Annotated in this window: 25 protein-coding genes; 12 read left to right on the plus strand and 13 right to left on the minus strand. The window is 65.9% G+C overall.

Annotation, left to right across the window (positions count from 1 at the left end; genetic code table 11):
• The first annotated feature begins 35 nt into the window (after positions 1–35).
• The gene (locus HZZ13_RS12285; RefSeq protein ID WP_197959856.1) at positions 36–1505 is read left to right on the plus strand and encodes an EAL domain-containing protein; all 1470 of its coding nucleotides are present in this window, start codon (positions 36–38) and stop codon (positions 1503–1505) included.
• Positions 1506–1520: 15 nt separating this feature from the next.
• Positions 1521–2375 (plus strand): TIGR01459 family HAD-type hydrolase, encoded by an 855-nt coding sequence (locus HZZ13_RS12290; protein ID WP_197959857.1) that lies wholly within the window; start codon positions 1521–1523, stop codon positions 2373–2375.
• Positions 2376–2514: 139 nt separating this feature from the next.
• Here HZZ13_RS12290 and HZZ13_RS12295 read toward each other — a convergent pair whose 3' ends face one another.
• Positions 2515–2910 carry a response regulator gene (locus HZZ13_RS12295; protein ID WP_008567674.1) on the minus strand — a complete coding sequence of 132 codons (396 nt, stop codon included), beginning with the start codon at positions 2908–2910 and terminating at the stop codon, positions 2515–2517.
• Positions 2911–3140: 230 nt separating this feature from the next.
• Here HZZ13_RS12295 and HZZ13_RS12300 point away from each other — a divergent pair, with 230 nt between their 5' ends.
• From HZZ13_RS12300 to arfB, 7 genes are all read left to right on the plus strand, one after another.
• Entirely contained in the window at positions 3141–4112 is a 972-nt protein-coding gene (locus HZZ13_RS12300; RefSeq protein WP_197959858.1) for a bifunctional riboflavin kinase/FAD synthetase, read from the plus strand.
• Between the two features lie 204 nt (positions 4113–4316).
• Positions 4317–7325 (plus strand): isoleucine--tRNA ligase, encoded by a 3009-nt coding sequence (ileS, locus tag HZZ13_RS12305; RefSeq protein ID WP_197959859.1) that lies wholly within the window; start codon positions 4317–4319, stop codon positions 7323–7325.
• A gap of 10 nt (positions 7326–7335) precedes the next feature.
• Complete coding sequence (gene lspA, locus HZZ13_RS12310) at positions 7336–7830, plus strand: signal peptidase II (protein ID WP_197959860.1); 495 nt, start codon at positions 7336–7338, stop codon at positions 7828–7830.
• A gap of 97 nt (positions 7831–7927) precedes the next feature.
• Positions 7928–8653, plus strand: coding sequence for a hypothetical protein (locus HZZ13_RS12315; protein WP_197959861.1), 726 nt, complete (start codon positions 7928–7930; stop codon positions 8651–8653).
• 183 nt (positions 8654–8836) lie between these two features.
• Entirely contained in the window at positions 8837–10228 is a 1392-nt protein-coding gene (locus tag HZZ13_RS12320; RefSeq protein WP_376707033.1) for a M16 family metallopeptidase, read from the plus strand.
• A complete protein-coding gene (locus HZZ13_RS12325; RefSeq protein ID WP_197959863.1) occupies positions 10225–11592 on the plus strand; it encodes a M16 family metallopeptidase in 1368 nt (455 codons plus the stop codon). Before HZZ13_RS12320 ends, HZZ13_RS12325 begins: the two co-directional genes overlap by 4 nt.
• Positions 11593–11711: 119 nt before the next feature.
• Positions 11712–12128 carry an alternative ribosome rescue aminoacyl-tRNA hydrolase ArfB gene (arfB, locus tag HZZ13_RS12330; protein WP_027575820.1) on the plus strand — a complete coding sequence of 139 codons (417 nt, stop codon included), beginning with the start codon at positions 11712–11714 and terminating at the stop codon, positions 12126–12128.
• Between the two features lie 56 nt (positions 12129–12184).
• Here arfB and HZZ13_RS12335 read toward each other — a convergent pair whose 3' ends face one another.
• On the minus strand, positions 12185–12493 hold the full coding sequence (locus HZZ13_RS12335; protein WP_197959864.1) for a hypothetical protein: 309 nt from the start codon (positions 12491–12493) through the stop codon (positions 12185–12187).
• A 314-nt stretch (positions 12494–12807) separates the two neighbouring features.
• On the opposite strand from HZZ13_RS12335, the gene mutL reads away from it, so the two are divergent.
• The gene (gene mutL / locus HZZ13_RS12340) at positions 12808–14613 is read left to right on the plus strand and encodes a DNA mismatch repair endonuclease MutL (RefSeq protein ID WP_197959865.1); all 1806 of its coding nucleotides are present in this window, start codon (positions 12808–12810) and stop codon (positions 14611–14613) included.
• A gap of 5 nt (positions 14614–14618) precedes the next feature.
• Here the strand turns inward: mutL and rsmD are convergent, their stop codons facing one another.
• Complete coding sequence (rsmD, locus tag HZZ13_RS12345; protein ID WP_197959866.1) at positions 14619–15173, minus strand: 16S rRNA (guanine(966)-N(2))-methyltransferase RsmD; 555 nt, start codon at positions 15171–15173, stop codon at positions 14619–14621.
• Positions 15174–15175: 2 nt separating this feature from the next.
• The gene (locus HZZ13_RS12350) at positions 15176–17101 is read right to left on the minus strand and encodes a pseudouridine synthase (RefSeq protein WP_197959867.1); all 1926 of its coding nucleotides are present in this window, start codon (positions 17099–17101) and stop codon (positions 15176–15178) included.
• Between the two features lie 124 nt (positions 17102–17225).
• On the opposite strand from HZZ13_RS12350, the gene HZZ13_RS12355 reads away from it, so the two are divergent.
• A complete protein-coding gene (locus HZZ13_RS12355) occupies positions 17226–17684 on the plus strand; it encodes a nucleoside deaminase (protein ID WP_197960136.1) in 459 nt (152 codons plus the stop codon).
• On the opposite strand, the gene HZZ13_RS12360 is transcribed toward HZZ13_RS12355, so the two are convergent.
• The 8 genes from HZZ13_RS12360 to HZZ13_RS12395 all read right to left on the minus strand — a co-directional run bounded on the left by HZZ13_RS12360 (position 17681) and on the right by HZZ13_RS12395 (position 24278).
• Positions 17681–18586, minus strand: coding sequence for an alpha/beta fold hydrolase (locus tag HZZ13_RS12360; RefSeq protein WP_197959868.1), 906 nt, complete (start codon positions 18584–18586; stop codon positions 17681–17683). The genes HZZ13_RS12355 and HZZ13_RS12360 overlap by 4 nt on opposite strands.
• A gap of 204 nt (positions 18587–18790) precedes the next feature.
• On the minus strand, positions 18791–20074 hold the full coding sequence (purD, locus tag HZZ13_RS12365) for a phosphoribosylamine--glycine ligase (protein WP_197959869.1): 1284 nt from the start codon (positions 20072–20074) through the stop codon (positions 18791–18793).
• 347 nt (positions 20075–20421) lie between these two features.
• Positions 20422–21258: an NYN domain-containing protein gene (locus tag HZZ13_RS12370; protein WP_197959870.1), complete on the minus strand. Its 837-nt coding sequence runs from the start codon at positions 21256–21258 to the stop codon at positions 20422–20424.
• A 40-nt stretch (positions 21259–21298) separates the two neighbouring features.
• A complete protein-coding gene (locus HZZ13_RS12375) occupies positions 21299–21589 on the minus strand; it encodes a hypothetical protein (RefSeq protein WP_197959871.1) in 291 nt (96 codons plus the stop codon).
• A gap of 313 nt (positions 21590–21902) precedes the next feature.
• Positions 21903–22202: a winged helix-turn-helix domain-containing protein gene (locus tag HZZ13_RS12380; RefSeq protein ID WP_197959872.1), complete on the minus strand. Its 300-nt coding sequence runs from the start codon at positions 22200–22202 to the stop codon at positions 21903–21905.
• Positions 22202–22753 carry a hypothetical protein gene (locus tag HZZ13_RS12385; RefSeq protein ID WP_197959873.1) on the minus strand — a complete coding sequence of 184 codons (552 nt, stop codon included), beginning with the start codon at positions 22751–22753 and terminating at the stop codon, positions 22202–22204. The genes HZZ13_RS12380 and HZZ13_RS12385 overlap by 1 nt, the downstream gene beginning before the upstream one ends.
• Positions 22750–23271, minus strand: coding sequence for a DUF2306 domain-containing protein (locus HZZ13_RS12390; protein ID WP_197959874.1), 522 nt, complete (start codon positions 23269–23271; stop codon positions 22750–22752). Before HZZ13_RS12390 ends, HZZ13_RS12385 begins: the two co-directional genes overlap by 4 nt.
• A gap of 2 nt (positions 23272–23273) precedes the next feature.
• On the minus strand, positions 23274–24278 hold the full coding sequence (locus tag HZZ13_RS12395) for an alpha/beta hydrolase (protein WP_197959875.1): 1005 nt from the start codon (positions 24276–24278) through the stop codon (positions 23274–23276).
• Between the two features lie 132 nt (positions 24279–24410).
• Here HZZ13_RS12395 and xseA point away from each other — a divergent pair, with 132 nt between their 5' ends.
• Positions 24411–26024 (plus strand): exodeoxyribonuclease VII large subunit, encoded by a 1614-nt coding sequence (gene xseA / locus HZZ13_RS12400; RefSeq protein WP_197959876.1) that lies wholly within the window; start codon positions 24411–24413, stop codon positions 26022–26024.
• Positions 26025–26328: 304 nt separating this feature from the next.
• Here xseA and HZZ13_RS12405 read toward each other — a convergent pair whose 3' ends face one another.
• Positions 26329–26478, minus strand: a complete 150-nt coding sequence (locus HZZ13_RS12405) for a hypothetical protein (protein ID WP_197953262.1) — start codon at positions 26476–26478, stop codon at positions 26329–26331.
• Positions 26479–26636: the final 158 nt, after the last annotated feature.

Genomic DNA, 26636 nt, shown 5'->3' on the forward strand with positions numbered 1-26636 from the left:
TGAGGCAGTCAGCTCTTAAAGGCATAACGCGCGGCATGATTCGCATTTCAACGATCTTCATTGCCATCTGCATGGTCCTGGTCGCGGCCTCGCTCGGGCTCGTGCTCTATTCGGTCGCCGGCATCAGCGGAACGGAATCGGCGATCGTGGCGCTGACCGCGCTGACCTTCCTGATCCTCTACAACGCGGTGTCGATGCGGCTGCGCGACCGCAGCGATGTCGGCGGCCAGATCGCCGACCTCTCCCGCGGCACCGCCGACCTCGCCCGCCAGGTGGCCGAGTTCGGCCGCCGGCTGGCTGCGGTCGAGAGCCGCATCGCCTCGTCCAATTCAACCAATTCCGACCGCATCCAGTCGGTCATCGGCGAGATCAACGAACTCGGCGGATTGGTCAGGCAGCTCGCCACCACCGTGGCGGCCCATGAGGATCTGCTGGCCGGCAACACGCCGGCGCCAGCGCCCGCCCCGAGGCCCGAGCCGGAAACGCCGATCGACCTGGCTGCCCCCTTCGAGCAGAAGCCAGTCGCTACTCCTCCGCTTCCGCAGCCCCCGCCACGGCCGGCGCCGCCGGTCCAGGTCCAGGCCGCCACCCCGGTTCAGACCGCCAATGGGCGCAACCAGACCCAGTTGCTGGCGACGCTGCGCAATGCGGTCGACGAGAACCGCATCGATATCTTCCTGCAGCCGATGGTGACGCTGCCGCAGCGCAAGGTGCGGTTCTACGAGGCGGTGACGCGCCTGCGCGACGAGCGCGACCAGCTGATCGCCGCCGAAGAGTTCATCAGCATCGCGGAAGCCTCTGGGCTGATCGGGCGCATCGACAACATGGTGATGCTCCGCTGTGTGCAGGTGCTGCGGCGCCTGATGGTGCGCAACAAGGACGTCGGCGTGTTCTGCAACGTCGCGGCCTCCACGCTCGGCAATTCCACAACGTTTGCGCAATGCCTCGATTTCCTCGAAGCCAACCGCGCGCTGGCGCCCTCGCTGGTGCTGGAGTTCAAGCAGTCGACCTTCCGCAATCTCGGTCCGGCCGAGACTGAAAATCTCGCGGCGCTGGCCCAGCGCGGCTTCCGCTTCTCGATCGACCATGTCACGGATTTGCGCATCGAGCCGCGCGAGCTGGCCGATCGCGGGGTCCGCTTCATCAAGGTGCCGGCCGCGCTGCTGCTCGATCCCAAGCAGGCCTCTGCCTCCGACATCCACCCTTCCGACCTCTCCGACCTGCTCGGCCGCTTCGGCATCGACCTGATCGCCGAACGGATCGAAGGCGAGCGCGCCGTGGTCGACCTGCTCGACTATGACGTGCGGTTTGGACAGGGCTTCCTGTTCGCACCGCCCCGGCCATTGCGGCCCGAAGGGGCATCTGCTACCGGCGGGGCCTCGCCGAACCAGGCGCACGACATTCAGGGATCCAATGGCTCAGCCACACCCAGCTCAGGCGCGACCTCTTCGGCGCCTCCGCCCCAACGCATCACCGGTAACGCAGCGCTCGCGCGCCGCATCTGATCGGCCGCGCACGTCATGACCACGCTGCACTTTGCTGAAGGCCTGCGCGAGCTCGTGGGCGGCGTGGAGGTCGTGCTGAGCGATATCTGGGGCGTGGTCCATAACGGGCTGGAATCCTTCCCCGAAGCCTGCGAGGCGCTGCACACCTATCGCAGCCGCGGCGGTACGGTCATCCTGATCACCAACGCGCCGCGCCCGGCCGACTCCGTGCAGCGGCAATTGCGCAAGCTCGGCGTCCCCGATGAGACCTATGACGCGATCGTATCTTCAGGCGACCTGACGCGGCTCTATGTCGCCGAGCATCCCGGCCGCAAGATGTTCTGGCTCGGCCCCGAGCGCGACAACTCGATCTATCGCGGGCTCGATGCAGTGACCGCGCCGCTGGAGGAAGCCGATTACATCGTCTGCACCGGCCTCTACGACGACGAGACCGAGACCGCGGAAGACTATCGCGGCATGATGCTGAAGGCACGCGAGCGCAAGCTGACGCTGGTCTGCGCCAATCCCGACATCGTGGTGGAACGCGGCGACCGGCTGATCTATTGCGCGGGCGCGATCGCCGAGCTCTACCGCGAGCTCGGCGGCGAGGTGATCTTCTACGGCAAGCCGCACCGGCCGATCTACGAGCGCGCCATGACGCTGGCCGGCGAACGCCAAGGCCATCAGATCGATCGCAAGAAGGTGCTGGCGATCGGCGATTCCGTCCGCACCGACCTCACCGGCGCACGCGAATTCGGCATCGACTGCCTGTTCGTCACCCGCGGCATCCATGCCGAGGAGTTCGAGGGCCTCGACCAGCTCGACCCGAATTCGGTGATGGAGCTGTTCGGCCATCCGCCGAAGGCCCTGATGCGCGAATTGAAGTGGTAGAAATATCGTGCCCCGGACGCAGCTCGAAGAGCGGCAGAGCCGGGGCCCAGAAGTCGCAAGGGACGTCGTGAGAAAGACTGGGTCCCGGCTCAGCGTCGCGTCACTGACGTGCCGCGCCTTGTCCGGGACACGAACGCGCTCACGCGCTCGCCATGTCCGGGAAGACCGCCTCGATCTTGGTCTTCAGCGTCGCCGCATTGAACGGCTTGACGATGTAATTGTTCACGCCGGCCTTCTTGGCCGCGATCACGTTCTCGGTCTTGGATTCGGCCGTGATCATGATGAAGGGCGTGGTGGCGAGGTTCGGATCCGCGCGGACTTCGCGCAACAGGTCGTACCCCGTCATCGGCTCCATGTTCCAGTCGGAGATCACGAGCCCGTACTTCTTGCCGCGCATCTTGTTCAGCGCGGCCGAACCGTCGCTGGCATCATCGATGTTCTCGAAGCCAAGCTGCTTCAGCAGATTCCGGATGATACGGATCATGGTGCTGTAGTCATCCACCACCAGAACCGGCATCGACAAATCAACCGCCATCTCGACTCCCCCAACGCAAACCCAGGAATATTACGATCGGACCTGCCGGGCCGGCGCCCGGCAGTTCCACGCCTCAAGGACTAGCATCAAGGCCTTAAACAGCGCGTTAACTGCGGGCAGCTCCGAAGGACTGAAATCATGTTCAATGTCTGCCCGCCCCGCCGCTTGACTTCGCAGGGCCGGTCGCGCCACGGTCCGGGCCGGTCCTGCCCGGTTCGAGAATTCCCCTGATGGCTCCGCCTTTTACCGTCATCCGCGATACAACGCCGGATTCCGCGATTCCAAGGGGCGCCGTGGTCGCCATGGGCAATTTCGACGGCGTTCACCTCGGCCATCGCGCTGTCATCGCGGCTGCCCTGGAGATGGGCAGGGCGCATGGCCGCCCTGCGCTGGCATTGACCTTCGAGCCGCATCCGCGGCGGTTTTTCAGCCCCAACACTCCGCAATTCCGCCTGACGGACGAGCGGGCCAAGCTGCGGCTTCTGGCCGGCACCGGGCTTGCGGGCGCCGTGGTCATGACCTTCGACAAGGCCCGTGCCGGAACCAGCGCGCAAGATTTCATTCACCATGACCTGATCGGGCGGCTCGGCGTCAGCGGTATTGCGGTCGGCTACGACTTCCATTTCGGCAAGGGCCGTGTCGGCTCCCCGAGCCTTCTGGTCAACGAGGCGCCCCGGCTCGGCATCGAGGTCGACGTCCAGCCGCATGTCGATATCGACGAGCGGCCGGTCTCCTCCAGCGCGATCCGGATCGCCCTCGCCGAGGGCCAGCTCGACGAGGCCACGACCATGCTCGGCGCGCCCTGGTTCATCACCGGCGAGGTGATCCATGGTGAAAAGCGCGGCCGCGACCTCGGCTATCCCACCGCCAACATCCGCCTGGACGCCAATTGCGGCCTCAAGCACGGCATCTACGCGGTGCGGGTCGGCCGCGGCACCGAGCGCCTGGACGGCGTGGCCAGCTTCGGCCGCCGGCCGACCTTCGACAATGGCGCCCCGCTCCTCGAAATCTTCCTGTTCGACTTCAAGGGCGACCTCTACGGGCAGGCGCTCGACTGCGCCTTCATCGGCTTCATCCGCGAGGAGCTGAAATTCGATGGTCTAGAGGCCCTGATCCGCCAGATGGACGACGATTCCGCCCGCGCCCGCGCCATCCTCGCCGCCGCCCCGGACGCGTTTCCGCGGCTGGGCGTGATCGATTGAGAGGCGAAACCGGGCCACCCGGACCTTTGCGCTTCCTCCGCCCCCCTGCTATGGAGAGCCATGTTTGCGCGGCGCATCATAGGGATTAGCGGCCCGGCTTCCGCCTGAGCCTGAAGGCTCGGCGCAAGACCGGGATTTCGTCGTTTCGCCCGCGATTCCGCATCGCCATCCGTTTTCCGCGCCCTTTCCGAGCCAGTCAGCCTCATGTCCGAAAAGCCGCAAAAGTCCCCAAAGTCTGAAGCCAAAGACTATTCGAAGACCCTGTTCCTGCCGCAGACCGAATTCCCGATGCGCGCCGGCCTGCCGCAGCGCGAGCCGGAGATCCTCAAGCGTTGGTACGAGATCGGCCTCTACGAGAAGCTGCGCGAGAGTGCGAAGGGCCGCGCCAAGTTCGTGCTGCATGACGGCCCGCCCTACGCCAACGGCAACATCCATATCGGCACCGCGCTGAACAAGATCCTGAAGGATCTCGTCACCAAGAGCCAGCAGATGCTCGGCTTCGATTCCAACTACGTGCCGGGCTGGGACTGCCACGGCCTGCCGATCGAGTGGAAGGTCGAGGAGGAGCATTATCGCAAGAAGGGCAAGCAGAAGCCCGACTTCCGCGACAGCGCCGCGATGATCGATTTCCGCCGGGAGTGCCGCGCCTATGCCACGCACTGGCTCGGCGTGCAGCGCGAGGAGTTCAAGCGCCTCGGCGTCATCGGCGATTGGGATCATCCCTACGCCACCATGAGCTATCCGGCCGAAGCCCAGATCGCGCGCGAGCTGATGAAGTTCGCCGCCAACGGCACGCTCTATCGCGGCTCCAAGCCGGTGATGTGGAGCGTGGTCGAGAAGACGGCGCTGGCCGAAGCCGAGGTGGAGTACGAGGACCACACTTCCGATACGGTGTGGGTGAAATTCCCGGTAACCTCGCCCGCACACGGTGCGCTCGCCTCGGCAAGCGTCGTGATCTGGACCACTACGCCCTGGACGCTGCCGGGCAATCGCGCCATCTCGTTCTCGCCGAAGATCGCCTATGGCCTCTACAAGGTGACGGACGCCCCCGCCGACAATTGGGCCAAGGCCGGCGACCTCCTCATTCTCGCCGACACCCTCGCGGAAGACGTCTTCAAGCAGGCGCGCGTGACGGCATATGAGAAGGTCCGCGAGGTCCCCGGCGACACCATGGACGCGATCGAGTGTGCCCATCCGCTCAAGGGCGTCGGTGGTGGCTACGACTTCATCGTGCCGCTGCTGCCCGGCGATCACGTCACCGACGACACCGGCACCGGCTTCGTGCACACGGCGCCCGGCCATGGCCGCGAGGACTTCGATGCCTGGATGGCAGAGGCGCGCGATCTCGACGCGCGCGGCATCAACACCGCGATCCCCTATACCGTCGACGAGAACGGCGCCTACACCGATCACGCGCCGGGCTTCACCGGCAAGCGCGTCATCACCGACAAGGGCGAGAAGGGCGATGCCAACGAGGCCGTGATCAAGGCGCTCGTCGACAGAGGCATGCTGCTCGCGCGCGGCCGGCTCAAGCATCAATATCCGCACTCCTGGCGTTCCAAGAAGCCGGTGATCTTCCGCAACACACCGCAATGGTTCATCGCCATGGATAAGGACATGGCGGTGGACGGCAAGACGAAGAGCGGCGACACGCTGCGCGCCCGCGCGCTGCACGCGATCTCGGTGACGCAATGGGTGCCGCCATCGGGCGAGAACCGCATCAACGGCATGATCGAGGCGCGCCCCGACTGGGTGATCTCGCGCCAGCGCGCCTGGGGCGTGCCGATCGCCGTGTTCGTGCGCGAGAAGGGCGACGGCTCCGCCGAGATCCTCCAGGACGAGGCTGTCAATGCGCGCATCGGCGAAGCCTTCGAGAAGGAAGGTGCCGATGCCTGGTACGCGACGGGCGCGCGCGAACGCTTCCTCGGCCCCCGCGCGAACGAAGACTGGCAGAAGGTCGACGACATTCTCGACGTCTGGTTCGATTCCGGCTCCACCCACGCTTTCGTGCTGGAAGATCCCGTGCATTTCCCAGGGCTGTCAGGCATCAGGCGCAAGGTCGACGGCGGCGCCGACACGGTGATGTATCTGGAAGGCTCGGACCAGCACCGCGGCTGGTTCCACTCCTCGCTGCTGGAAAGCTGCGGCACGCGCGGCCGCGCGCCTTACGACATCGTGCTGACCCACGGCTTCACCCAGGCCGAGGACGGCCGCAAGATGTCGAAGTCGCTCGGCAACACCATCGAACCGCAGGCCGTCATCAGGGAGTCCGGCGCCGACATCCTAAGACTCTGGGTCGCGTCCTGCGACTACACTGACGATCAGCGCATCGGGCCCGAGATCCTGAAAAACACCGTCGAGACCTATCGCAAGCTGCGCAACACCGTGCGCTGGATGCTGGGCACGCTGCATCACTACAAGCCGGCCGACGCAGTCGCGCCCGCCGAGATGCCCGAGCTGGAGCGCTTGATGCTGCACGAGCTCGCGGTGCGCGCCGCTGCGATCGGCAAGGCCTATCGGGAGTTCGACTACAAGACCGTGGTCGCGATCCTGTCCGCCTTCCTGAACAGCGAACTCTCCGCGTTCTATTTCGACATCCGCAAGGATACGCTGTATTGCGATCCGCCCTCGTCGCTGACGCGCAAGGCGGCGCTGACGACGATCGACCTGTTGTGCGCCTCGATCCTGAAATGGCTGGCGCCGATCCTCAGCTTCACCGCGGAGGAAGCCTGGCGCATGTACCGGCCCGACGCCGAGCCGTCCGTGCATCTGACGCTGTTCCCGACCGATCTCGAAGCCTTGCGCGACGACAAGCTCGCCGCGAAATGGGAGACGATCCGCAACGTGCGTCGCGTCGTCACCGGCGCGCTCGAGCTGGAACGCGCCGCCAAGAACATCGGCTCCTCGCTCGAGGCATCGCCGGTGATCTATGTCGCCGATCGCGGCATGCTGGCGACCCTGTTCGACATCGATCTGGCTGAGGTCTGCATCACCTCCAACTACGAGGTGCGGGAAGGCGAGGCGCCGGCCTCGGCGTTCCGCCTCGATGCTGTACCCGGCGTCGCGGTCGTGGTGGAGAAGGCGGTCGGCACCAAATGCGCCCGCTCCTGGAAGATTTCGCCGTCGGTCGGCGAGGATCCTGAATACCCCGACGTCACCCCGCGCGACGCCCAGGCGCTGCGCGAATGGAAGGCGCGGGGGGTGAGTGTCTGATCGGCCGGCCATGACCCCGCTCCGCGCCGGCATCCTCGCGGCCATGGTCACGCTCGTGGCCGACCAGGCCTCGAAGCTATGGCTCCTGAACGTGTTCGACCTCGCCCGTCGCGGCGCGGTGCGGGTCACGCCGTTCTTCGACCTGGTGCTGGCCTGGAACATCGGCATCAGCTTCGGCTGGCTCCAGAACGACAGTCAGGCGGCGCAGCTCGCGTTGATGGCGGTCAAGGCCATCGCCGTGGTGGCGCTGGCGATCTGGATGGCGCGCTCGCAGACCGTGCTCGCGACCGTCGCGCTCGGCCTGATCATCGGCGGCGCCATCGGCAATGGCATCGACCGCCTGGCCTATGGCGCGGTGGTGGATTTCGCCCTGTTCCACATCGAGATCGCGGGAAATACCTATCATTGGTATGTGTTTAACCTCGCGGACGTGGCCATCGTTGCTGGGGTGGCAGCGCTATTGTATGATTCCTTCCTGGGGGTACCCGCCGCAAAAGCGCCCTGATCCCGGCCGATACGGACGGGCAGGTGGAACTCGGGTTTTGCGAGGGTTGGAGCCGCGTGCGAGCGGCAATCTGCCACAATTTGAAACAGGTACGGTGATGCGCAGCGCGAAGACCAGCGGTTCGATGGTTCGAGGCTCCCATTCGGAGGTCAGGCGGGCACTGAAATTGTCCGCCGTCGCGCTCGGCATCGGTCTCGTCATGTCGAGCGGCGCCGCCCGCGCTGCTGACGATGACGACGACGACATGACCTTCGAAGAAAAGCTCATCGACAACCTGATGACCGGCCTTGGCGCCAAGAGCATGGAGAAGCCCGGCATCGAGTACCGCGAGCGCTCGCCGCTGGTCGTGCCGCCCAAGCTCGACCTGCCGCCGCCTGCCGCAACCGAGGCCGCGGCCGCGCCAAACTGGCCGAAGGACCCTGACGAGAAGCGCCGGAAGGAAGCTATCGCCCAGCGGAAGAAGTCCGGCAACAAGGCAGCGGAGTACTGGAAGAACGCCCAGCCGCTGTCGCCCGCCGAGTTGAACGCTCACAGGACGGCGGCCGCCGAGAAGACCAGCAATGATCCGGTCCAGCCAGGCACCAACACCGCCAATCCAACCCTCAGCCCCGCCCAACTCGGATATACGGGCGGGCTATGGAAGCTGTTCAAAGGGAACGAGGCCGAGTCGAAGCCGTTTACGTCGGAACCGCCACGCCAATCGCTCGTGGAGCCGCCGCCGGGATATCAGACGCCGTCGCCGAACTACGCCTACGGCTCCGGACCGGATAATTCGAAGCGAACCTATTTCGACGTCCTATCCGGCAAAGAGAAGCAGCAATAACGCTCCTGCCCCGCTCCAACATCTGGGCAGGCGCCCAGCTGCTGCCGGCACCCCACGCAGCTGCTGGCTGCTCCCGAGTTGATAGCGTTCTCTGCTTCGTGACGCGAAGCTTCAGCCGCACGGTGTAGCATGCCGTGCCCGCCGAGCCGGAGATCCGGCCTCGGCATTTCATTAGGGATCATGATGTCCTCTTACCGAACGGCTGCCTGCCTCCTTGCCGCGCTGCTTTCGACCAGTGTCCTTTCGGCCGGCGCCGCCCTTGCCCAGACCACGGTGACATCGGCTCCGCCCGCCAGCTTCACGCTTCCCAACGGCATGCAGGTCGTCGTCATCCCGGATCACCGCACCCCCGTCGTGACCGAGATGATCTGGTACAAGGTCGGCTCGGCCGACGAGACGCCCGGCAAGTCCGGCCTCGCGCACTTCCTCGAGCATCTGATGTTCAAGGGCACCTCGAAGCATCCGGCCGGCGAATTCTCCCAGACCGTGCTGCGCGTCGGCGGCAACGAGAACGCTTCGACCTCGGTCGACTACACCAACTACTATCAGCGCGTGCCGAAAGAGCAGCTGCCGACCATGATGGAGTTCGAGGCCGACCGCATGACCGGCCTCGTCCTCAAGGACGAGAACGTGCTGCCCGAGCGCGACGTCGTGCTCGAAGAGTACAATATGCGCGTCGCCAACAACCCGGATGCGCGGTTGAACGAGCAGATCATGGCCGCGCTCTATCTCAACCATCCCTACGGGCGGCCGGTGATCGGCTGGCATCAGGAGATCGAGAAGCTCGATCGCGAGGATGCGCTCGCCTTCTATCGTCGCTTTTATGCACCGAACAATGCGATCCTGGTGATCGCCGGCGATGTCGACGCCGACGAAATCCGCCCGCTGGTCGAGCGCAATTTCGGCTCGATTCCGGCACAGCCCGCGATCCCGCCGCGGCGCATTCGTCCGCAGGAGCCGGAGCCTGCCGCCCCGCGCGCCGTCACGCTGGCCGATCCGCGCGTCGAGCAGCCGAACATGCGACGCTATTATCTCGTGCCCTCGGCAACCACGGCCGCGGCCGGCGAGAGCGCGGCACTCGACGTGCTGGCGCAGCTGATGGGCAGCGGCAGCAATTCCTATCTCTACCGCGCCCTCGTGGTCGACAAGCCGCTCGCGGTCTCCGCCAACGCCAGCTATTCGAGCATCTCGCTCGACCCGACCCAATTCGCGATCTCGGCTGCGCCGAAACCCGGCGTCAGCTTCGCCGAAGTGGAACAGGCGGTCGACGGCGTCATTGCCAACGTGGCGCAGAACCCGATCCGCGCGGAGGATCTGGAGCGCGTCAAGACCCAGCTCATCGCCGAAGCGATCTACGCCCAGGACAACCAGGCTGTGCTGGCGCGCTGGTACGGCGGCGCACTGACCACGGGCCTGTCGATCGAGGACATCAGGAGCTGGCCCGATCGCATCCGCGCCGTCACCGCCGAGCAGGTCCGCGCCGTTGCGCAGAGATGGCTCGAGAAGAAGCGCTCGGTGACGGGCTACCTGATCAAGGACACTGCAACCGCCAAGCGCGAGGAGAAGCGCTCGTGACCTATTCCTTCCTTCGACGCGTTGCATTCTCCGTTGCCGCCGGCGCGGTCCTCGCATTCTCTGCGGCCTCGCCGTCGCAGGCCGCCGCAAAGATCCAGCATTTAATCTCGCCGGGCGGCATCGAAGCCTGGTTCGTGCAGGACGCAACCGTGCCGCTGATCGCGATGGAATATTCCTTCGCCGGCGGCTCGGCGCAGGATCCCAAGGACAAGCCCGGTGTCGCCAACCTGGTCGGCGATCTCCTCGACGAAGGCTCCGGCGATCTCGATTCCAAGACGTTCCATGAACGGCTCGACCGCCGCGCCATCGAGCTTTCCTTCAGCGCCACCCGCGACACCTTCCGCGGCAGCCTGCGCATGCTGCGTGACAACAAGGACGAGGCCTTCGACCTGCTCAGGATGGCGCTGACCTCGCCTCATTTCGACACGGCCGACGTCGAACGCATTCGCTCGCAGGTCATCTCGGGCCTGCGCCGCGAGACCACTAATCCGACCTCGCTGGCGAGCCGCAAATTCCTGGAGGTCGCGTTCGGCGATCACCCCTACAGCCGGCAGAGCAACGGCAAGCTCGATAGCGTGCCGACCATCACGGTTGCCGACCTGAGGAATTATGTCGGCCGTGTCCTCGCCAAGGACGGCCTGAAGATCGCCGTGGTCGGCGATGTCGATCCGGCGACGCTCGGCAAATTGCTCGACCACACGTTCGGCAGCCTGCCGGCCAAGGCCAATCTGACACCAGTGCCCGATGTCGAGGCCGCAAAGCCGCCGCAACGCGCCTTCGTGACGCTGGACGTGCCGCAAACGGTGATCACCTTCGGTGGACCCGGCGTGAAGCGGAGTGACCCGAACTTCATGGCGGCCTATGTCGTCAACCACATCCTCGGCGGTGGCGGCTTGTCGTCCCGGCTCTATCGCGAGGTGCGCGAGAAGCGCGGACTGGCCTATTCGGTGTACGAGTCGCTGCTCTGGATGCAGCACTCGGCGGTTTTCATCGGCAACACCGGCACCCGCGCCGACCGCGCCGGCGACACCATCGAGGCCATCGAACAGGAGGTGCGCCGCATCGCCGAGGAGGGCCCGACGCAGAAGGAGCTCGATGAGGCGAAGTCGTACCTCAAGGGCTCGCAGATGCTGGCGCTCGACACCTCGTCCAAGCTGGCGCAGGCGCTGCTGCAATATCAGCAGGACCAGCTGCCGATCGACTATATCGAGAAGCGCAACGCCATCGTCGACGCCGTGACGCTGGACGATGCCAAGGCGGCCGCCAAGCGGCTCTGGGGCCAGGGGCTGCTGACCGTCGTCGTCGGCCGGGCCCCGCAGGCCGCCGCGCAACCGGCCGCTGCTCCGGCGACGAAGTCGAACTAACCTCTTTTCTCGACGTTTCCTGAATGGCCGGGTCCATCCCGGCCATTTGCGTTTCGCGGCAGCGCCATTGCTGACGGCGGATGTCCGCGGTATGTCCTGACATCACGAATGGTGCCAGCATGCTGCGGATATCCCGCGATCTCGTCATCGACGAGGACGACATCGAGATCGGCTTTGTCCGCGCCTCCGGCCCGGGCGGGCAGAACGTCAACAAGGTCGCAACCTCCGCGCAGCTGCGCTTCGACACCCGCAAGCTGACCTTGCCTGAAGACGCGGCGCTGCGCCTCGCCCGGATTGCCGGCCAGCGCATGACCAAGGACGGCGTGATCGTGATCCACGCCCAGCGCTTTCGCACCCAGGAGCGCAACCGTCAGGATGCCATCGACCGTCTCGTCGAGATCCTCAAGGAGGCCATGGTGCGGCCGACGCCGCGGCGGGCGACGCGGCCGACCTTCGCCTCCAAACAGCGCCGGCTCGAGGGCAAGAAACGGCGCAGCGACATCAAGGCCGGCCGCGGCCGGAGCTTCGACGATTGATACGAAGAAACCTCCGGTCGCACGCGCGGCCGGAGGTTGCCGTTCGCAAGCTGGCGTCAGTAGCGCTTGCCGGCCGCAGCACCGCCGGTCGCCGCATCGTCCGCGGTGCCCTTGCGCGTCGCGCTGCCGGTGGTTCCGACGGCCCCCTTCGTGCCCTTGCTCGACTTCATGCCGACCTTCTCGCCGGCAGCGCCCTGCTGGGCACCGAGATCCTCATCCTCGCTGCCTGGCGCGGCGCCTTGCATGGGCTTGCTTTGTACGGTGCCGCCAGGCTTCGTCCCGGACGAGGTGCCTTGGGCGAGAACGGGCGTTGCAACGAGGGCCGCGAGAGCGCAAGCGATCGCAGAGGTCTTCACCAACTTCATCCATTTCTCCTGGAATGTCGCGATGAACGGTACGGCTGCCTTCTGCACCGTTCGCCTGCACCGGACCGGTTCACCGCGTAGAGACTTCGAACGGCGCGGTGTGATGCAAGCCTCGCCGTGTGGTGATCGTTTAGGGTTTTCGCGGCGCTTTCGCGGAATTGTGCTCCTCATATGCGGCGGCGCGCCGACACCGCCGCATTCGTTGGAACTGCCCGAAGCTCGGGATTTCCCACATCTGGTATGTGGGAAGTGTGACCTTCCCCATGCATTTGTTGCGAGGCGGCATTAGACTGGGACATTCGCCGAGTGAGCCCATGCCCGTCCGCCAACTTCCCGAACAGATCGTTAACCGCATCGCCGCCGGCGAGGTGGTCGAACGTCCGGCGAGTGTGGTCAAGGAACTGGTCGAGAACGCCATCGATGCCGGGGCGAGCCGGATCGACGTCTTCACCGACGGCGGCGGGCGGCGGCGGATCGGCATCACCGACGACGGCGGCGGCATGAACGCAAGAGACCTTGCGCTCGCCGTCGAGCGCCATGCCACCTCCAAGCTCGACGACGAGGACCTGCTGCAAATCCGCACCCTCGGCTTTCGCGGCGAGGCCCTGCCCTCGATCGGCGCGGTGGCGCGCCTCTCCATCACCACGCGGCACGCCAGCGAGCCGCACGCCTGGGCGCTGTCGGTCGAAGGCGGCGAGAAATCCGAGATCATGCCGGCCGCGCTCGCACATGGTACGCGCGTCGAGGTTGGCGATCTCTTCTATGCGACGCCGGCGCGGCTCAAGTTTCTGAAGACCGACCGCACCGAGGCGGAAGCCATCCGCGAAGTGGTGCGGCGCCTCGCGATGGCGCGCCCCGACATCGCCTTCACGCTCGCCGGGGAGGAGCGCGCGCCGGTGACCTGGGCCGCCGCGCTGCCCGGTGCCGCCGGTCGCCTGACCCGGCTCGGCGACATTCTCGGCGCGGACTTCCGCAGCCACGCCATCGAGGTCCATGCCGAGCGCGACGGCGTCGTCGTCGCCGGCTATGCGGCTGCCCCGGCGCTGACCAAGGCCAACGCGCTCGGCCAATATCTCTTCGTCAACGGCCGGCCGGTGCGCGACAAGCTCATTCTCGGCGCCGTGCGCGCGGCCTATTCCGACTATCTGCCGCGCGATCGCCATCCGGTGCTGGCGCTGTTCGTCACGCTCGACCCGCGCGAGGTGGACGCCAACGTGCATCCGGCCAAGACCGAGGTGCGCTTCCGCAATGCCGGTCTCGTCCGCGCGCTGATCGTGCACGGATTGAAGGAGGCGCTGGCGCGCGAGGGCCGCCGCACCGCCGCCAACAGCGGCGAGAGCGCGCTGTCTTCGTTCCGGCCCGCTTTCATGCCGCCACGTCCGGCGAGCTGGGACTGGCGAGCTTCGCCATCAACTCCGATGCCGTCGTTCGAAGGCGCCGCCGCGCCAGCGTTCGCCGAGCGCGCGCAGGCCGCCTTCGACGTCGGCGCGCCCAGTGCTGACGTGCGGATCGAGACGCAGCCGGTCGCCGACCTCGTCGATCGCCCGCTCGGCGCGGCGCGCACCCAGATCCACGAGACCTACATCGTCTCGCAGACCCGCGACGGCCTGATCATCGTCGACCAGCATGCCGCCCATGAGCGCATCGTATACGAGCGGCTGAAGGCCGCGCTCGCTACGAACGGCGTGCAGCGGCAGATCCTGCTGATCCCCGAGATCGTCGAGATGGACGAGGCCATTGTGGAGCGCCTGCTCGAGCGCAGCGAGGAGCTGGCGTCGTTCGGCCTCGCCATCGAATCCTTCGGCCCCGGCGCGGTCGCGGTGCGCGAGACGCCGTCGCTGCTCGGCAAGACCAACGCGGGGGGCCTCTTGCGCGATCTTTCCGAGCACATGGCCGAATGGGACGAGGCGCTGCCGCTCGAACGCCGCCTGATGCACGTCGCCGCCACCATGGCCTGCCACGGCTCGGTGCGCGCCGGCCGCCGCTTGCGGCCGGAGGAGATGAACGCCCTGCTGCGCGAGATGGAGGCGACGCCGAACTCCGGCCAGTGCAACCACGGCCGGCCGACCTATGTCGAGCTCAAGCTGAGCGACGTGGAGAAGCTGTTCGGAAGGCGGTGACGCACCTACGGCCTCTTCAAAAACACGAACTCCGTGTCGTCATAGGCTCGCCGCTCCAGTTCCTCGAAACCTTCCGGCGTCACGAACTGCGCGGCCTTCGCCTCCTCCACCACGAGCAGCGCGCCCGGGGTGAGCCAGCCGCCGTCGCGCAGACTCGCGAGCGCCTTCTCCGCAAAGCCCTTGCCGTAGGGCGGATCGAGGAACACGAGCGAGAACGGCTCGACGGGATGCGCGGGGCCGAGATCGGTCGCATCGCGGCGATACACCTTGGTGACGCCGCCGAGGCCGAGCGCCTCGACGTTGTTGCGCAACAGCGCGCGCGCCTCCGCGCCATTGTCGACGAACAGCGTGAACTTGGCGCCGCGCGAGGCCGCTTCGATGCCGAGTGCGCCGGTGCCGGCGAAGAGATCGAGCACGCGCGCATCCGAAATCGGATCGTCATAGGCGTGCACGAGGATGTTGAACACGGACTCGCGCAAGCGGTCCGCGGTGGGGCGGATGTCGCGCGAAGAGGGTGAGGCGAGATTGCGCCCCTTCAAGCGGCCCCCGACGACGCGCAAAGCTAGTCCTCCCGCGGCGTCAGGTCGCGCTTGCCGTGATAGCCGCGCTTGGGACGGCGCGGCGGGCCGTAGCCGCTCGCCTCCATCTCGTTGCGCTCGCGCGCCTCTTCGCTGCCGGTGCGCTGCACCAGCACGCGGCGGCCCTTACGGTCGTTGATCACCGCGCGCTTGCTGGCGGGCTTCTTCTCGCCGGGTATGTCGTCGGCGCGCGAAGCTGATTTCGAGGGCACGTCGAACTGCGCGCCCGACTTCTCGATTACCTTGTCGCCGAGCTGCTCGCGCAGCACGCGCGAGCGGACCTCCTCGACCTGGCCTTCCGGAATCTCGCCGAGCTGGAACGGACCGTAGGAGACGCGGATCAGCCGGTTCACCTCGAGGCCGAGATGGGCGCAGACGTTGCGGACCTCGCGGTTCTTGCCTTCGCGGATCGCAAACACCAGCCAGACATTGGCGCCCTGGTCGCGCTCCAGCGTCGCTTCGATCGGACCATACTTGACGCCATCGATCTCGATGCCGTTCCTGAGCGCGTCGAGCTGCGCCTGGGTGACGTCGCCATGGGCGCGGACGCGGTAGCGGCGCAGCCAGCCGGTGTCGGGCAGCTCGAGCGTGCGCGCGAGGCCGCCATCGTTCGTGAGCAGCAGCAGGCCCTCGGTGTTGAAGTCGAGCCGGCCGACGCTGATCAGGCGCGGCAGGCCTTCCGGCAGATTGTCGAACACGGTCGGTCGGCCCTCGGGGTCGTCATGCGTCGTCATCAGTCCGCGGGGTTTGTGGTAGAGGAACAGCCGCGTGCGCTCGCGCTCCGGCAACGGCCTGCCGTCGACCATGACGACGTCGTTCCTGGTGACGTCGAGCGCCGGCGAATTGATGACGCGGCCGTTGACGGTGACGCGGCCCTGCGTGACCATCTCCTCGGCGTCGCGGCGCGAGGCGAGCCCGGCGCGGGCCAGCACCTTGGCAATGCGCTCGCCGGCCTTCTTCGGCTTCGGCGCCTCGTCTCGGCGCGGCCGGCCCTCGAAATCGCGATCGCGCTCGCGGTAGGCGCCGCGGCCGCCGAAGGCGGGACGCTTCTCGAAGATCCTGCTGTCGTCCTCGTTGTCGCGGCGCGGACGATCGCGGAAGCGGCCCTCGCTGCGCGGATGCTCCTGCCAGTCCATGCGGCCTTCGGGCCGCTTCTCGCGCGAGCGGTTGAAGCGTGGACGATCGTCACCGGCGCGCTCCTCGCGCGGGCGCGAGAAACGCGGGCGGTCATCGCCCTCGTCGCGGCGCCGGGAGAAACGCGGACGGTCGTCGCCGCGGCCACCCTCACGGCGGTCGTCACGCTGACGCCAGGGCTTCTCCTCGCCGCGATCGCGGCCGCCGAAATCCTTGTCGAAGCTCTTGCGCGGGCGGTCACCGCGCGGACCCGCCTCGCGCTTCTGCCACGGCTTGGAATCGCCGCGCTCGCCGCGATCGCGCGGGCGATCGCCAAAGCTGCGCTTGCGATCTCCCGGGTCGCCCTTGCGATCCCGGAAATCGCGGTCGCGGCCGAAATCCTTGCGCGGCCGATCCGCACCGCCCCGCGAGAACTTGCGGTCCTCGAAACGCCGCTCGCTGCGCTCGCCACGTGGAGCGCGCTCGTCACGAGCGAATTTCGGACGATCGCCGCGCGGCTTGAAGCTGCGCTCGCCGCGGCCCTCGCTGCCGCGGTCGTCGCGCTTGAAGCGGGGACGGTCACTGAAATCGCGGCGCGGTGCGTCGCCCTCCTCGCGGCGGCGGAATGGGCGGCTGTCACGGTCGCCACGGGGCGGGCGGCTGTCGCGCTCGCCCTTGCCCGCGAAGCCGCGCTTGGCGAATTTCTTCTCAGGCCCGCGCGGCTTGCCGCTGCGGCCGCCTTTGGCCGGGCCTCGCCGGCCGCGGGAATCGTTGTCTTTGTCGCTGTCGCGAGGCATGAAATAATCTCACTTAGGGAAGTGGCGCGATGAGCATTGTGCGCGCTCGTTCCGAGCCGCAGGGCTCAGGCAAATTCGGTTGAGCACTTCTGCTGAAGGCGCAGCTACTAGCAGGTTTCTTCGGATGATACGAGGCTTGAAAGCCCCCTCTTTCATGGATTTGGCGCTTCTGGCGGCCGAAAATGCCGGAAAGGCGGGCGAAGTTCCGATCGGATGCGTGGTGGTCCGGAATCACGAGGTGATCGCCACGGCCGCCAACCGGACACTGACCGATTACGACCCCACCGGACACGCCGAAATCATTGCGCTGCGCGAGGCGGCGAAAAAGATCGGCAGCGAGCGCCTGGTCGACTGCGACCTCTACGTGACGCTGGAGCCCTGCACCATGTGTGCGGGCGCGATCTCGTTTGCAAGGGTGAGGCGGCTCTATTACGGCGCGGCCGACCCCAAGGGCGGCGCGGTGGAATCGGGCGTGCGGTTCTTTGCCTCGCCGACCTGCCACCACGCGCCGGACGTCTATTCCGGTGTCGGCGAGAGCGAGGCGGCGCGCCTGCTCAAGGAGTTTTTTCGGGAGCGGCGCTAGCCTGCCAGGAAGAACTCGCGCAGCGCCTTCGCGGTCGCTTCCGGATTCTCCTCCGTCAGGAAGTGCCCCGAATCCACCGGCATGCCGTCGACGTTGGTCGCCCATTGCTTCCACGTGTCGAGCGGCGTCGCGGCGGCCTGGGCGACGCCGGCATTGCCCCACAACGCCAGCATCGGCACGGTGATCTTCTTGCCGGCCTCGAAATCGGCCTTGTCGAGGTCGTAGTCGAAATAGGCGCCGGCGCGGTAATCCTCGCACATCGCGTGGATGCGGGCGGGATCGCGGAACGGGGCGAGGTAGTGCTCGAGCGCGCGCGGGTCGATCGCATCCAGCGTCTTCGACTTGGTCTGGCTCGCCATCTTGAAGCGCAGGAAGAACTCGCCCTGCCCTGCGATCAGCGTCTCCGGCAGCGGATAGGGCTGCGCTAGGAAGGTCCAGTGATAGATCTTCAGTGCGTAGGCGCGGTTCATCCGCTCCCAGTAATTATAGGTCGGCAGGATATCGAGCACGGCGAGCTTCGACAGCCGGCCGGGATGGTCGAGCGCGAGCCGATAGGAGACGCGGCCGCCGCGGTCGTGGCCGGCGAGCGCGAAATGCACGTGGCCGAGCCGCTCCATCACCTCGACCATGGCTTTCGCCATGGCGCGCTTGCTGTAGGGGATGTGCAGCGCATCGCTGGCGGGCATGTCGGACCAGCCGTAGCCCGGCAGATCGGCGATGATCAGCGTGAAGGCTTCCGCAAGCTCAGGCGCCACCTGGTGCCACATCACGTGGGTCTCGGAGAAGCCGTGCAGGAGCAGCAGCGGCGGGCCCTTGCCGCCGACGCGGGCGAAGATGCGGCCGAACGAGGTATCGATCCATTCGGCGGCAAAGCCCGGATAGAGGTCGGCGAGATCGGACATCTTGTTGCATCCTTGTTGGTCAGTCCCGGGGGCTCGACACAAAAAATGTCGAAAACAACCCCATGCACAGTACCGGTATTATCGTCGGGGCAACTAACCCCAACTGCTGCTTGCACATTCTGGCGTGCGGATGTGGCGGCGCAGTGACGCCAAATGTCGAGATTCCGGATCGGCGCGTTTGGCGCGCCGTCCGGAATGACGAGGCTAATTTTGCGCCTTCTCGGCCTCCACCGCCTGCCAACCGATATCGCGGCGGCAAAAACCGTCCGGCCAGCGGATGCGGTCGACGGCCTGGTAGGCGCGGGCCTGCGCCTCGGTGACGGTCGCTCCCAGCGCGCAGACATTGAGCACGCGGCCGCCATTGGCGAGGATCGCGCCGTCCTTGGCCACCGTGCCGGCGTGGAAGATCTCGACATTGTCGACCTTGGCGGCCTCCTCTAACCCCTCGATGCGCGTGCCCTTCTGGTAGTCGCCGGGATAGCCCTTCGCGGCCATCACCACGGTGAGCGCGGATTCCGGATGCCAGCGCAGATCGAAATGCTTCAACTGCCCATCACAAGCCGCAAGGAAGGCCGGCACGATGTCGCTCATCATGCGCAGCATCAAGACCTGGCACTCGGGATCGCCGAAGCGGACGTTGAACTCGAACAGCTTCGGCCCCTGCGTCGTCAGCATGATGCCGGCATAGAGCACGCCGCGGAACGGCGTGCCGCGCTGCTTCATGCCCGAGACCGTCGGCAGGATGATCCTGGCCATGATCGCGTCGTGGATGGCGGGCGTGACCAGCGGCGTCGGCGAATAGGCGCCCATGCCGCCGGTGTTCGGGCCGACGTCATGGTCGAACACGCGCTTGTGGTCCTGCGCGGAGGCCAGCGGGATCGCGGTCTCGCCGTCGCACAGCGCAAAGAAGCTGATCTCGCGGCCCGGCAGAAACTCCTCGATCACGACCTCGGCGCCGGCCTCGCCGAAGGCGCCCTCGAACATCATGGCGATGGCGTCCTCGGCCTCGCGCACGGTCTTGGCGACCACGACGCCCTTGCCGGCGGCAAGGCCGTCGGCCTTGATCACGATCGGCGCGCCCTGGCTCTGCACATAGGCGCGCGCGTCATCGGCCTTGGTGAAGCGCTTATAGGCGCCCGTGGGAATGCCGAACTCGGTGCACAGCGCCTTGGTGAACCCCTTCGAGCTTTCGAGCTGCGCCGCCGCCTTGCTCGGCCCGAACGCCTTGATGCCGGCGCCAGCGAGATCATCGACGATACCGGCCGCGAGCGGCGTCTCCGGCCCGACCACCACGAGCTCGACCGCGTTCGTCTTGCAGAACTCGATCACAGCGGCATGGTCGGCGACATCGAGCGCCACGCACTCCGCCTCCCTGGCGATGCCGGCATTGCCGGGCGCGCACCAGAATTTGGTCACCAGGGGAGAGGCTGCGATCTTCCACGCCAGCGCATGTTCGCGGCCGCCGGAACCGAGCAGGAGAATGTGCATCGAGGGCTCGAGATGAGGGGTTTTGCTGGGGCGGAGGTCGCACGAATCGGGGTGGGGCTCAAGGGGGGATGGCCTCGAACTCCCCCGGCATTCCGAGGAAAATCGATCCGACAATCGCCCGAGTGTACGACCAGTATGAAAGTACAAATTCCGGGACACTGGCGGGACGTGGCCAGTGCCCGCCTCACGCGATTGAGCCGGGCGCGTTTCTTCTCAACCTTGGCCGACGCGTCTGCATGGTCTCAACATCTCGCGACGTGGCAACGCCGGATGAGCTGCCGTGGGCAGCGTTGCACTTGGACAAGCTACGGCTGACAAACGCGCAACGCTAGTGTGGGTGGGCGCTATCAATCAGGGAATGGGAGGCCAAAAACCTCAATCGCAAAGTTCTTCAGGATCGCAAGATCGCTGTGGGTCCAATAAGTCTTGTAGCCGGGGTTCACATTGGGCATTGCCAAGACGTATGTCTGATCCGGACATGCAAACAGCTCTATTTCTCCATCGTCATTATCCCACGCCTGAAGCACTCGCCCAATTTTACCCCTCGATGATTCGCCGCTTCCCGATGGGAGAGAGAATAGAGCCCTACTTGCCGGCCGCAATGCAGGATATATCGATTGGACGTCCAATTGGCGGCGCTGGTCTGCCGCAGAGATTAGTTGCTTGTTTGTCTTGTGAGGTGGATACCATAGCGTGACGGACATCCCTTCTTGCACCAACGCATCTAGCAGCGGCTTGAAATCGAGGTCTCCGGTGAGCAGAGTGGCGTGCTGCATGTTGCGTCGAAATGAGTGCGTTAGCATGTCGACTGCGATCATCACGTCGACTTTCTTTTGCTCCTGTTTGCGCACGGTCGGGCTCTTTCGAGTGTCGCCCTCGTAAACATGAAAGCGATCGAGCGATCCGAGCTGATCATGGAATGCAATCGCTGCGTCGCGCCTGACGCCGAATTCCTCATCCGTTTCGCCATTGCGTTTCGCGGGGAGAGCATCGTAGTAGAAGACTTTGTCGTAGCCGCCGGTCAAGCGATCATAGTCGATGCGCAGAACCTGGCCCGGCACGTATCGCTTTCCGATTTCCTCGATGGTTGTCCTGAGACATGCTCCATCAATAAATAGGTACTTCGTCACGGGTTGAATTGCCTTTCGCGAAGAATTTGAAGCGCCTAAACGTCCGAAGCTCATAAACGTTGCTCACAAGGGAAGGTCTGCCGAGTGTTGCTGGTCAGTCTTTCGGCTTCTCGTACAGATCGATATCGTTGATCGCATCTTGGATGAGATCGCGCAGAGCGATGAGCGTGTCCCGAGCGCGCAGCGCTGAGCGGCCAGCCATGTAGGGGCCCGCAGGCGGCAATTCATTTGGTGCTGACGCTGCCACGCCGCTGCCGGTTTGTCCGGTGCTGATCTCGGCAATGCGTCCGCCATTCACGCCGAAATAAGCGGCGATGTCGTGCTGGCGATCTCCGCGAAGCAGCATCCCTTTGACGACTGCGATCTCACCGTTGTTCAGCGCCATGAGTTGTTTCCTTCTCTAGCGAATCGGGAACGCAACGATGACACAATGCAAGGTAGTGTGGAGCCGGAAGACTACGGCGCGGGCTGTGGATATGTCGGATATCGCGCAAAGGGATAATCCCACCCGTGGACACCAACATATAGCACTCCACTCTCCCCTGCGGGAGAAGGTGGCGCGAAGCGCCAGATGAGTGGTCTCTTCCACGGAAAGACCTTTGATGAGGGGCGAACCCCTCACCACAGTGAGTCTGGGTCTACCGTCTTCGCGGCCCTCTCCCGCAAGGGGAGAGGGCGCATCAATCGGCATCGCAGAGCTACCCCTGCCTCCCCGCAATGATCTCCTGCAACGTCGCCACATGCCGCGCGAACGCTCCGCGGCCGACCGCGGTGGCCGTCACCGTGGTCTGCGGCTTCTTCCCCACGAACGCCTTGTCCACCGACACGTAGCCCGCCTTCGCCAGCGTCTCGATATGGGCGCCGAGATTGCCGTCGGTGGCGCCGGTGAGCTTCTTCAGGCGGACGAATTCCAGGCCGACCTCCGCAGGCAGCGCGTTCAGCGCGGCCATGATCTTCAGGCGCAGCGGCTGGTGGATGATGTCGTCGAGCTCGGCCATCAGTTCCGCCGCATCCAGAGGCCGCCGAGGGTCAGCCCGCCGCCATTGACGGCAGCCATCCACAACAACAACGAGATGCCGGGGATGTAGAAATAGCCGATCAGCGTCAGCGCAACGATGGTGGCGCCGATGATGAGGAAGGCATAGCCGAACCAGACACCCGCCATCATGTAAAACAGCATGATGTAGATCGGCCAGAACGCTGTCTGCTGGCGCGCCGTGAATTGACCGAAATAGCAGACGAAGATGCCGAAGGCGGCGATCAACGCAAACGTCAGGAAATACCGCCCGTCGAACACGCGAATGCGGCTCTTCGAACGATGATAGGCGCTGAGAGCAACGAGGCCGACGGCCGACACCGCGTATGCGCCAAGCCAGATATAGAGCCCGTAGCGCGGCCAGAACCAGCCCGCGATATTGGCGGCGCACGCCAGCACGCCCCACATCAGCAAAGCCAAACTGGAGACCTGGTAGATTTGCGACTGCCGCACACGGCGGACGGTGTCCTCGATATCGGTCAGTGCTTCGGAAGCCTGCTTGCTGTCGATCACGATGGCGCTCCGCTCTGCTCGGCGAGTCTGCTCGCCACTGCAGGCGAGGCGGGCACGGGACGGTACCTCGCGATGACGACATACGCGATCGCGGTCACCGCGACCGACACCAGCAGTGCCAATAGTGCGACTTGCCCCCGCGTGGTCAGCGGCAGCAGGCGCGCCAGCACGTTGATGACACCTGCCGAGATCAACGAGGGATACGACCACGCGATGAAGTAATAATGGACCGTCCGCCAGTTCGGCGGTCGCGGACTGCGCAGCAGCGGAACGATCGCCAGCACGATCAAGGTGAAGTTTACGATGGCGGCGGCATGGAAGACGTTGAATTGGCCAGTGAACCGGTAGACAAGCAAGGTCGCTGCGTCGGAGACCAGCATGGCGTAGACGTAGAAATAGCCGAGGGCGCGATGGCCGGCGCCACGCTTGGGACGCAGGAACTGGATGAGTCCGACGGCGCTGCAAAGCAGCGCCAGCACCACATGGATCGCTCCGGCGATTGTCAGATGCGCGATCATGGTCAGCTCCCGGCTACACCGCGCGTGGCGACGTCCTCGGCGATCGCGGACACGGCCTTCGGATTGGTGACCATGCCCATGTGGTTGACCCCGTCGATGATCTTGACGTCGATCGACGGCTTCAGCGCCTGCACGGTGTCCGCATATTTGTCCGAGATCATCATCTCGTCTTCAGTGCCGCCGAAGATCGTCATCGGGTGGGTCACGGCGGGCAGATCGAGCCGGTAGCCACGCGTCGCGAAATTGCGCATCAGGCGGTCGGAATAGGTCGCGGTCAGCAGCCGCTCGGAATTCGGCGGCACGGCGAAGGCCAGCACCGGAAGCTGCGAGCAGCAGTCGATGCCGAGCTTGCGCAGCGCGGCGAGGCCCAGGAAGCGGGGAATGTCGGGATTGGCCCAGCCGCCGGAATTCGGTCTGTTGGTCGGCGCGTCATAGCCGAGATAGGGCGCGATCAGCACGGTGCGCACGAACATGTCCTGCATGATCGGCGTCGCGGCGACGCGCAGCGAGAAGCCGGCGCCGGCGGAATGGCCGAGCAGGGTCAGCGGCAGGTCCGGGGCACTTTTTCGGACATGCGCGACGAAATCGACGAGATCGTCCTCGAGCTGGCCGACATAGCCAATGTCGCCGCGCGTGCCGGAGCCGCCATGGCCGCGGATGTCGAGCGCCCAGGTCTCGACCCCGCGGGCGGCAATCGCGTGGGTCAGCGCGTGATTGACCGTCCCGCTCGAGCCGGAGGAGCCGTGGATGAAGATGGCGCCGCGATCGGTTCCCTTCGCCGCATAGTGCCGGAAACCGAGCCAGGTACCGTCACGGGCCTGGAAGCGCTCGAGCGGCGGAAGCGTCGACCAGTCGATGCCCTTGGCGGAATCCGAGACCGAGCGCAGCTCGTTCGGCCGCTGCAGCGGCGTCGCGATCAGGGCGGTCAGAAGCAGCGCGACGGCGCCGACCGTGCAGAGACCCCATTTCACTACGCTCAGCGCACCACGCAGCAATTGCATCGCCATGACCATCCCCCTTCAGCCGGATTTCAGAGAACTCTATAATACAGAGTACTCTTCCGATCAATCCCGGGATTGGCGCTACCTCACGAAAATCCTTAACGTCGGGCCTGACCCCAAAATGCCGAATCGTTTGCTATGCCGCCTGCGGAACAACTGCTCAACGCGCCCGAATTCACCGTCTCCGAACTGTCCCTGTCCCTGAAGCGGACGGTCGAGGACGCCTATGGCCATGTCCGCGTCCGCGGCGAGATCTCCGGCTTTCGCGGGGCGCATTCCTCCGGCCATTGCTATTTCGCGCTCAAGGACGAGAGCGCCAAGATCGAGGCGGTGATCTGGAAGGGCGTGCACAGCCGCATGCGCTTCAAGCCCCAGGAAGGGCTCGAGGTCATCGCCACCGGCAAGCTGACGACCTATCCGGGCTCGTCGAAATACCAGATCGTGATCGAGGCGCTGGAGCCGGCCGGCATCGGCGCGCTGATGGCGCTGATGGAGGAGCGCAAGAAGAAGCTCGCCGCCGAGGGCCTGTTCGACGAGGCGCGCAAGCAGCTGCTGCCCTGGCTGCCAGAGGTGATCGGCGTCGTGACCTCGCCGACCGGCGCCGTGATCCGCGACATCCTGCACCGGCTGGAGGACCGCTTTCCCCGCCGGGTGCTGGTGTGGCCAGTCAAGGTGCAGGGCGACGGCTCGGCCGAGCAGGTCGCGGCCGCGATCCGCGGCTTCAACGCGTTGCCTGAGGGCGGCAGGATTCCGCGGCCCGACGTGTTGATCGTCGCGCGCGGCGGCGGCTCGCTGGAGGACCTCTGGTCGTTCAACGAGGAGATCGTGGTGCGCGCAGCCGGCGAAAGCATGATCCCGCTGATCTCGGCGGTGGGGCACGAGACCGACATCACGCTGATCGATTTCGTCGCCGACAAGCGCGCGCCGACGCCGACGGCGGCGGCCGAGATGGCGGTGCCGGTGCGCAGCGAATTGTTCGTCGAGGTCGCCGATCTCGCACGGCGCACCCGTGCCTGCTGGCAGCGCGGCCACGATAATCGACGCAACGAGCTGCGCGCCGCCGCGCGCGCGCTGCCGGCGGCCGGCGATCTCTTGGCGATCCCGCGGCAGCGGCTGGATTCGGCAGGCGCCTCCCTGCCCCGCTGCCTCAGGGCCAACACGCATGCGCATTTCCGCAGGTTCACCGCCGCCAGCTCAAAACTGACGCTGCGGGTGCTGCACGGGCAGATTTCTCAGGCCGACCATCGCCTCACCGTGTGCGGCGAGCGGCTGGGCCTGTCCGCGCGTTCGCTGCTGCGGCAGCGGCACGACCGCTTCGCCGGGCTGGAGGTGCGCCTGCGCGCCTCAAGACTTTCGAATGCGCAGGCCCAGCGCAACGCGATCCTCCGCCAGCGCGAGCGCACCCATCGCCTGGCCGAACGGGCAGAACGCGCGCTTGTCACGCTGCTGCAGCGGCTGGAGGCGCGGGTCGAGAACAGCGGCAAGCTGCTCTCGGCGCTGTCCTATCGCAGCGTGCTCGCACGCGGCTTTGCGCTGGTGCGCGACGAGGCGGGCCATCCCCTGCATGCGGCGGAGGCGATCGGCCCCGGCGCACGCGTCGAGATCGAGTTCGCCGATGGCCGCGTCGGCGCGACCGCGGATGCGGATCGCCCGGCGCCGGCGGCGAGGCGCGCGCCGGCGCAGCCGAAGCCGGCCGCGGAGACGAAGCCGGCGCCGAAACGCAAGCCGGTGGATCAGGGCAGCTTGTTCTGAGAAGGCACGAGGGCGGCATTCCACCCTCGCTGTCATTCCCCGCCACCGGGTCTCGCCTTCGGCGAGCCCGATGACAGGCTCCAGCGGGGAATCCAGTACGCCGCAGCTTCTCGGTGACTCACTGCCGTCTCGGCGTACTGGATCGCCCGGTCAAGCCGGGCGATGACAGTGAGTGTGTGGCACCTCTGTGGCCAGAAACTCGTCATTGCGAGCGCAGCGAAGCAATCCAGAGTCTTTCCGCGGAGGGATTCTGGATTGCTTCGCTGCGCTCGCAATGACGGCGTGGAGGGAGCGCCGGCCGCCTCTACCGGCAGGACAATCCCGCTTCGATCGTGGTCCAGAAGCCGCAATGGTCCGGCGCGCGATGGGGGGCGCCGGCGTGGGCTTCGAACAGCAGGATCGCGACGGTGAAGACGACCAGGGCGGAGGCGAAGAGCGTGATGCGGTTGCGCATGTGAGATGCGTTTAATCGACATCGTGGTCGAATGATGGCGCGGCCATATGCTGAAACCGCATCCATGCGCGATCCGTAGATTCCGGGACTGGTGCGTAGCCCGGATGGAGCGCAAGCGTAATCCGGGACCGTGCAGCCTGGGGCACGACCCCGGATTT

This window comes from Bradyrhizobium agreste (assembly GCF_016031625.1).
GTDB lineage: Bacteria > Pseudomonadota > Alphaproteobacteria > Rhizobiales > Xanthobacteraceae > Bradyrhizobium > Bradyrhizobium agreste.